We start from the raw sequence: 8,047 nt of genomic DNA on the forward strand, positions 1-8,047 counted from the left end.
CCTCATTCCCGGCGATGCCTCATTCGTGCGCGATGGCCGCCAGCACGTTCATCCGCGATGCACGCAACGCCGGCAGCAGCGCGGCGACGATGCCCACCACCGCCGAGCCGATCACGACCGCGACGATCGTGCCCCACGGGACGGCGAGCGCCTTCATGCCCTGGAGCGCCAGGACCTGCTGGGTGCACACGCCCCACACCAGGCCCAGCGCCAGCCCCAGCACCGCGCCGAACACCGCGATCACCACCGACTCCAGCCGGATCATCCGGCGCAACTGCCGCCGGGCCAGCCCGATCGCGCGCAGCAGCCCGATCTCCCGGGTGCGCTCCACGACCGACAGAGCCAGGGTGTTGACCACCCCGAGCACCGCGATCACGATCGCAAGGCCGAGCAGCGCGTAGACGAGGTAGAGCAGCACGGCGATCTGGTCGTGCACCAGCTTCTTGTAGTCGGCCTGGTCGCGGACCTGCACCTGCGGGTACGGCGCCAGCGTCCTCTCCAGCCGCGAGCGCACCTGGTCGGCAGTGGTGCCCGGGGCCCGGTTGACGTACAGCGAGGAGTCCTGGCCGCCGGGGACGTACTTCTCCACGGTGGCGATGCCGAAGAAGAGCCCGCCCTGCGTGCCGAAGCCGCTGCTGCCGTCCTGGTCGGTGAGGGCGCCCACCTTCATCTCGGCCTTCTTCCCGCCCTGGAACTCGACCGGGAGCACGCTGCCGAGGCGCACCTTGTGGTCCGCGGCGAAGGTGGCGTCCATGCCGAGACTGCCGGCGGCCAGCGCGGCCGCGGTGTCGCCGCCCTTGTAGATGACATGGGCGACCTCGTCGACCTGGGGGTCGTACCCGGCGGCGGTCGTGGTGACCCGCTTGCCGTCCGGCAGCCGTACCGCCACCGCCGCGAACCGCTGCCGTACGACGAGACCCACGCCCTCCGTGCCCCGCACCTTGTCGGTGATCTCCTGGGTGAACGGCAGGAAGTTGCTGTTCTGGACGACGAAGTCGGCGCCCAGCGTCTTGTCGATCTGCTGGTCGAAGGACTTGGACATGGAGGCGCTGGCCACCGACATCCCGCCGACCAGGGCCAGTCCCACCATGAGCGCGGCGGCGGTGGCACCGGTGCGGCGGGGGTTGCGCAGGGCGTTGCGCTGGCTCATCCGGCCGACCGGGCCGAACAGGGCGGGGAAGGCCCCGCCGAGGACCCGGATCACGGGGCGGACGAGCAGCGGCCCGGCGATGACGGTCGCGATCAGGCTCAGCACGACCCCGAGGCCCAGCAGCGAGGCGGCGGAGGCGGTCTTCGAGGCCGCGGCGCAGCCCGCGAGGGCCGCCGCCCCGAGCGCCCCGACGACCCCGCCCACGATCGCCCGCACCTTCAGCGGCTTGCCGATCCCGGCGATCTCGGCGTCCGCGAGCGCCGCCATCGGCGACACGGTCGCCGCGCGCCGGGCGGGCAGGTACGCGGCGACGAAGGTGACGCCGACGCCCACGACGTACGCGGCGACCGGAGTGCCCCAGCCGATGACCATCTCGGTGGCCTTGAGGTTCATCCCGAACGCGCTCATCAGCTTGATCAGCCCGAACGCCAGCCCGACCCCGGCGCCCAGGCCCAGCGTCGAACCGACCAGGCCCAGCAGCACCGCCTCGGTGAGCACGGACCGCCGCACCTGCCGCCGGTCCGCGCCCAGCGCGCGCAGCAGGCCCAGTTCCCGGGTGCGCTGGGCGATCAGCATGGAGAAGGTGTTGACGATGAGGAAGACGCCCACCAGGGTGGCGATCCCGGCGAATCCCAGCATCACGTACTTGATGACGTCGAGGAAGCCGCCGAGGTCCGCGGCCGACGACTTCGCCTGCTCGTCGGCGGTCTTCAGGTCGTACGTCCCGGTGCCGATCGCGGCGCCGATACGGCTCTTGAGCTCGGCGTCCGTCACGCCCTGCGCCGCGTCCACGGAGATGCTGGTGGCCCGGCCCGTCGAGCCCAGCAGTTCCTTCGCGGCCACCGCCGGGTCGAGGAAGACCAGGGCCGCACCGGGGTTGGTGGTGGTGAAGGTGGCGATGCCGACGATCTCCACCTTGAAGGTGCCGGGCTGCGCCTGCACGGTCAGCGTGTCGCCGATCCGGACGTGTTTCTTGTCGGCGGTGTCCGCGTCGAGCAGCGCCTGGCCGGCGCCCTGCGGGGCGTGGCCCGAGGTGAGCTTCACGGGGCTGCGGTGGGTGAGGTACCAGTCGGTGGCGATGGTCGGGGCGCCGGTGGTCGGGCCGACCGACTTGTTGTGGCTGTCGACCACCACGATGTTCTGCACCGAGACGTCCGCGTGGGTGTCCGCGACCCCGTCGACCTTCGCCACCTCGCCCGCGAGCGAGGCCGGCACGGTCTGGACGGCGCCGGTGGGCACCGACGACTTGAGGTCCTGCTTCGGCTCCACCGTCACGTCCGCGGAGGTGGAGGCGAACAACCGGTCGAAGGTGCGGGTGACGGTGTCGGAGAAGATCAGGCTGCCCGCGACGAACGCCACGGACAGGACGATGGCCAGCGCGGACAGCATCAGCCGTCCCTTGTGCGCGAGGAAGCTGCGCAGGGTTGCCTTGAGCACCGGGTCAGTCCTCCTCGGGTCCGGAGGACCCGCGTCCCACGTCGAACCCGGGGGTCTGGGGGTCTCCCCCGGAAAAGAGGCGCATGCGTTCCAGTACGGCGTCGGCCGTCGGACTCTCCATGCGGTCCACGATCCGGCCGTCCGCGAGGAAGAGCACCAGGTCGGAGTGGGCGGCGGCGCCGGGGTCGTGGGTCACCATGACGACCGTCTGGCCGAGCTGGTCGACCGCCTCCCGCAGAAAGCCCAGCACCTCCAGACCCGCCCGTGAGTCCAGGTTCCCGGTCGGCTCGTCGGCGAAGATCAGCTCCGGGCGGGAGGCCAGCGCCCGCGCGCAGGCCACGCGCTGTTGCTGGCCACCCGAGAGCTGCGCAGGCCGGTGCTTGAGCCGGTCCCGCAGCCCCAGCGTGTCGATGACCTGGTCAAGCCACTTCTCGTCGGGCTTCTTGCCCGCGATGTCCATGGGCAGGGTGATGTTCTCGGCCGCGTTCAGCGTCGGTATCAGGTTGAACGACTGGAACATGAACCCGATCCGGTCCCGGCGCAGCCGCGTCAGCTCGCGCTCCCGCAGCCCGGTTATCTCGGTGCCGCCGAGCCAGACCTGACCGGCCGACACCGTGTCCAGCCCCGCCAGACAGTGCATCAACGTGGACTTGCCGGAGCCCGACGGGCCCATGACCGCGGTGAAGCGGCCGCGCGCGATGTCCACGTCCACCGAGTCCAGTGCGAGCACCGCCGTCTCGCCCGCGCCGTACGCCTTGGTCAGCCCGCGCGCACGGGCCGCGACCCCGTCGGCGGCGGACGCCTCCGCAGCTGCTGTGGACAAGACTGCCTCCCCGTTTCACCCGACGGTCACCCGACCTCTTTGCCGGGGTCTTTGTCCGGGTCGAGCGTAGTGTGACCCGTCCCACAGCCGGTATCACTTTTCGATTCCGATGCGCGCTGGCATTGCTAGCGCGGTCGCGCTAGCTTCGAGGTATGGCGAAGACCCAGCTGAACGTGCGCGTGGACGAGGGCACCGCCAAAGCGGCCCGCGAGCGCGCTCTCGCGCGCGGTGTGAGCGTCAACCGCTACATAGAGGAACTGGTCATGCAGGACACGGGTGAAGCGGGCCGCACGTTCGTCGAGGCCGCCGCCGATTTCATGAAGCAGTACGAGTCCGTCTTCGCCGAGGAGTTCGGCGAGCCGCACGGTACCGACACGTCTGACAAGACCGAAGGCCGTCACTGATCCCTTGAGCGACCTGACGATCGACCTCGCCTGGCTCCTCATGCTCGCCGAACAGAAGACCCCGGGTGACCCGCAGGTCACCGACTGGGGTGCGCTGATCGCCGCCGTCGCCAGGCATCGGGCCGAGATATTCGACGTCCCCGTCTACGACACCCCGCACGCCCGGGCCGCCGCCCTGCTGCAGCTCCTGATCCACGTCCCGGCCCTGGAGCGCTCGAACGCGCTGTTCGCGTCCTCGGTCGCGTACGCCTACCTGGTCGCCAGCGGCCTCAAGGTCGCCACCTCGCCCGAGCAGGTCCGCGACCTGGCCCGGTTGGTCAAGAACGGCGAGGCGGGCGTCGCCGACATCGCGGAGGAACTGCGCCGCTGGAGCCTGTGACCGGTCCGGCCGAGCCCGTGACGGGGCTGTCAGGCTTCCGGGGGTTTGCGGGCGACGCCCAGCGCACAGTACGAGGAGGGCAGCCGAGGGCCGTTCTCCGGCAGGAACACCCGGCGGTAGGGGCCGAGCTCGAACCCGGCCGCGCGCAGTTCGGCGACCGGGTCCCGGGACAGATGGCAGTCGCCGCTCAGCAGCGGCCACACCGTCCGGTCCAGGGCCCGCTGGGTGAGCCTCATCGCCGGGCCGCCGCCCACGCCGTGCTCGAAGAACCGCAGCTCACCGCCCGGCCGCAGCACCCGCCGCACCTCCGCGAGCGCCCGCTGCACGTCCCGGACACTGCACAGCACCAGGGACAGCACCGCCGCGTCGAAGGCCTCGCTCTTCACCGGCAGCGCCTCCGCCGCGCCCGGCACCACGTCCACCGGGACATCGGCGCGCACGGCGGCGTCCGCCGCCAACTGCCGCAGGGTGCGCTCCGGTTCGATCGCGACGACCTCCGCGACCGAACCGGGATACCGCGCGAAATTGAGCCCGTTGCCGGCCCCGATCTCGATCACGCGCCCGGACAGTCCGGAGAGCAGCCGCTCCCGGATCGCGGCCATGCCGAGTCTGGTCTCGGCGGTCACGCTGCAGCGGGCGTAGAAACGGGCGAACAGCGGGTGGTGGACGGGATCCCGCACCGGTGTCCCGGCGCCGGCGGACAGCAGCCGCATGACGGACCTCCCGACGGAAGCAGGCCTACGGTGATTGTCCCCCGCACGGGCCCGTCGCACCCCCGCGGCAGGCCCTACGAGATGAAGTTGCGCACCTGCTGGTAGACGCCGTAGTCGTCGTTCATGTCGGTGTGCGAGATGCAGCCCACGTCGACGTTGGTCGCCCCGCTCAGCTCCGCCGAGGTGTCCGGGTCGATCGCCGCGTCGCAGTCCGACCAGTACGCCGCGTACGAGACGCTGCCGGGCGTCTCGTCACCGGAGTTCAGGGCGGTCAGGAACGAGCTGCCGGTCGTCATCTCCTTGCAGGACGTGTACAGCCACCCGCACAGCGAGGCGACGCTCGTCCCGTGGTTCACCCCGGCGACCGAGACGAAGTCGTCCACGTACGAGGTCCCGCCGAGGTTCTTGAGGTAGTAGCGGCTGTTGAGCGCGCCCATGGAGTGCACCACCAGGTCGACCTTGGAGGCGCCGGTCTTGGAGAGGACGGACTGGATGTAGCTGGACAGCGTCGAGGCGGTGGTGACGTTCGACTTCGTCCAGTCGTACGAGATCGCGTACAGCTCGGAGGACGAGTAGCCGTCCGCCTCGAAGTCCGAGATCCAGGTGTTCCAGCTGCTGGAGTCGCTGCTCAGACCGTGTACGAACACGATCGGGTCGTGGCTCGCCGCGTGCGCGGTGCCGGCACTCAGGGGGAGGGACAGAAGGAGCGAACCGGCAATCGCCGACAGAGCGGTTGCGATGCGACGCTTGGCGCGTTGCATGATGCCTCCTGAAACGGGTGGGGTTGTTCAGGAGTGTCAGGACGGGTCTACGCGCGCCGCATCGGTGAAGTCGCCAGTCTTTACGAGTCAACTAACTCGCCAGTAACGTCTTTGGTGTGGTGATACCGGTGAACCCCCCACCTCTCGACCGCACTTCGCCACCGCAGCCGACCGACGCGGGGCCGTGCCCGGCTTCGGCGCTCCCCGAGGGCGTCCGCGCCCGGGTGCTCCGCGTCGTATACGAAGATCAGCGCGCCCTGGCCGAACTCGTGCCGCGTCTCACCGAACGGCAGGCGGCCGGCGCCGACCCGCTGCCGGTCGAACCGGCCGAACTGGCACCGGGGTTGCTCCATGCCCTGCGCCGGGAGATCCGCGCCCTGCCCGACGAGGCCCGGCTGCTGTTGCTGCTCGCCGCCGCCGACCAGTACCCGGTGGCCACCCACGCCTTCCTGCGCGCGGTCACCGCCGGCCGGCTCGACACCCGCCCGCTGGAGGCGGCCGAGGCGGCCGGGATCGCCCACGCCAGCGCCGGCGGGGTGTTCTTCCGCGACCCCTGGACCCGGATCGCCGCCTACGAGACCGCCTCACCGGCCGACCGGCGTGAGGCCCACCTGCTGCTCGCCCGGGTGCTCGGCGGCAAGGACGAGACGACCCGCCGCTCCTGGCACCGCGGAGCCGCCGCCCTCGGCCCCAGCGCCCGGCTCGCGGCGGAACTGCGCACCGCCGCCGACCGGGCCCGCGCCGAAGGACGGCCCGCCCTGGCCCGCGCGCTCGCCGAACGCGCCGCCGACCTCTGCCCCGACCCGGCCGAGGAGGCCCGGCTGCTCGCCCGGGCCGCCGCCGACGCCTGGTGCTCCGGGGAGCCCGACCGGGCCAGACGGCTCGCCGCCCGTACCGACAACACCGCCCTCAACGGCGTCCTCGCCCTCAGAGCCGGCCACGCCGCCGAGGCCTTCGACGCCCTGCTCACCGCCGCCGTACGGCAGGAACGTTCCGCCGATGCGGTCGAACTCCTCGCCCTCGCCACCGAGGCCGCCGTCTACACCGGCGATCTCAGACGCTGCCGCGAGGCCCATGTCCTCGCCCAGTGGCTGGACCTCCCGCCGTCCGGCATCCTCGCCGCACTCGCCTGCGCCGTCGAGGGCCGCTACGCCGACGCCCGCGTCCTCCTCAAGGGCACCGCCGGCCGCTGTGGGCCCGGCGGCGACCCGGGTCCGCTGATCCACTCCGGCATCGCCGCGCTGATGCTCGGCGACCACACCCGGACCGTCACCGCCACCCTCCGGGCCGCAGCCTCCGCCCGGGCCCGCGGCATCCCCGGGACGGAAGCACAGGCCATGGAGTTCCGGGCCTACGCCGACTTCTGGACCGGCCGCCCCCGGGCCGCCGAGGCCGCCGCCCAGGACGCCCTGCGCCAGGCCTACGCCGCCGGGCAGGACAACGGGGCCTGCCATCTCCAGGCCGCGCTCGCCATGTTCGCAGCCGTCACCGGCGACGAGGAGGCCTGCCGGGAGCGCGCGGCGGCCGCCCGCTCGCACGCCCTGGCCCACGGACTGGGCCTGCCCGCCGCCCTCGCCCAGTGGGCGCTCGCCTTCCTCGACCTGACCAACGGCCGCTTCCCGGCGGCCGCCGCCCGGCTGCGCGCCCTCGCCGGGTTCGGACCCGGGCACGGCCACCGGGCCATCCGGCACCTGGCCACCCCGCACTACGTCGAGGCCGCCGTCCGCACCGGCGACACCAGGGTCGCCCGCGCCGCGCACGCCGACTACCACCGCTGGGCCACCGCCGTCCGCAGCCCCGACGACCTCGCCCTCAGCGCCCGCTGCCGGGCTCTGCTCGCCCCCGGCACGGAGGCGGTCCAGCACTACCGGGCCGCCCTCGACCTGCACGCCCGCGGCACCCGGGACTTCGAACGCGCCCGCACCGAGCTGCTGTTCGGCGGTGCGCTGCGCCGGCTCCGGCAGCGCACCGAGGCCCGGGACCGGCTGCACAGCGCCCTGGAGGCCTTCGAGTCCTTCGGCGCCCCGCACTGCGCCGCCCAGGCTCGCGCCGAACTCCGCGCTCTGGGCACGGCGTTGACACCTGCCACCAGTGCGCCCGACCCGGCCGCCGCGCTGACCGCCCAGCAGCTGATGGTCGCCAGGATGGCGGCCGAGGGCGCCACCAACCGCGAGATCGCCGACCGGCTCAACCTCAGCCCCCGCACCATCGACCACCATCTGCGGGGGGTCTTCAGCCGGTTGGGGATCCGATCCCGGATCGAACTGGTACGGCTGCTCGGCGAATCGCCCTAGCCGTCGGTCGGGTGCGGCTGTGTGGGGGCTGGTCGCGCAGTTCCCCGCGCCCCTGAAGGGGCGCTCCACTGGCGCCCCCGAAGGGG

The 8,047-nt window shown here is 72.4% G+C and carries 7 protein-coding genes; 3 read left to right on the forward strand and 4 right to left on the reverse strand.

Going from position 1 to position 8,047, the window contains the following annotated elements; genetic code table 11:
* Nucleotides 1-19: 19 nt before the first annotated feature.
* On the reverse strand, nucleotides 20-2,587 hold the full coding sequence (locus tag ACFWPQ_RS49320; RefSeq protein ID WP_384051113.1) for an ABC transporter permease: 2,568 nt from the start codon (nucleotides 2,585-2,587) through the stop codon (nucleotides 20-22).
* A gap of 4 nt (nucleotides 2,588-2,591) precedes the next feature.
* Nucleotides 2,592-3,410, reverse strand: coding sequence for an ABC transporter ATP-binding protein (locus ACFWPQ_RS49325; protein WP_384051116.1), 819 nt, complete (start codon nucleotides 3,408-3,410; stop codon nucleotides 2,592-2,594).
* Nucleotides 3,411-3,562: 152 nt separating this feature from the next.
* On the opposite strand from ACFWPQ_RS49325, the gene ACFWPQ_RS49330 reads away from it, so the two are divergent.
* Complete coding sequence (locus ACFWPQ_RS49330) at nucleotides 3,563-3,814, forward strand: toxin-antitoxin system HicB family antitoxin (protein WP_217551774.1); 252 nt, start codon at nucleotides 3,563-3,565, stop codon at nucleotides 3,812-3,814.
* Nucleotides 3,815-3,818: 4 nt separating this feature from the next.
* The gene (locus tag ACFWPQ_RS49335) at nucleotides 3,819-4,193 is read left to right on the forward strand and encodes a fic family toxin-antitoxin system, toxin component (protein ID WP_189266847.1); all 375 of its coding nucleotides are present in this window, start codon (nucleotides 3,819-3,821) and stop codon (nucleotides 4,191-4,193) included.
* A 29-nt stretch (nucleotides 4,194-4,222) separates the two neighbouring features.
* Here the strand turns inward: ACFWPQ_RS49335 and ACFWPQ_RS49340 are convergent, their stop codons facing one another.
* Both ACFWPQ_RS49340 and ACFWPQ_RS49345 read right to left on the reverse strand, forming a co-directional pair.
* The gene (locus ACFWPQ_RS49340) at nucleotides 4,223-4,906 is read right to left on the reverse strand and encodes a class I SAM-dependent methyltransferase (RefSeq protein WP_361305918.1); all 684 of its coding nucleotides are present in this window, start codon (nucleotides 4,904-4,906) and stop codon (nucleotides 4,223-4,225) included.
* A 74-nt stretch (nucleotides 4,907-4,980) separates the two neighbouring features.
* Nucleotides 4,981-5,667 carry an esterase/lipase family protein gene (locus tag ACFWPQ_RS49345; protein WP_384051121.1) on the reverse strand — a complete coding sequence of 229 codons (687 nt, stop codon included), beginning with the start codon at nucleotides 5,665-5,667 and terminating at the stop codon, nucleotides 4,981-4,983.
* A gap of 119 nt (nucleotides 5,668-5,786) precedes the next feature.
* Here ACFWPQ_RS49345 and ACFWPQ_RS49350 point away from each other — a divergent pair, with 119 nt between their 5' ends.
* Nucleotides 5,787-7,961, forward strand: coding sequence for a LuxR C-terminal-related transcriptional regulator (locus tag ACFWPQ_RS49350; RefSeq protein ID WP_384051127.1), 2,175 nt, complete (start codon nucleotides 5,787-5,789; stop codon nucleotides 7,959-7,961).
* The last annotated feature ends 86 nt before the right edge of the window (nucleotides 7,962-8,047 follow it).

The sequence above is a fragment of the Streptomyces sp. NPDC058464 genome, assembly GCF_042721035.1.
Lineage (GTDB): Bacteria > Actinomycetota > Actinomycetes > Streptomycetales > Streptomycetaceae > Streptomyces.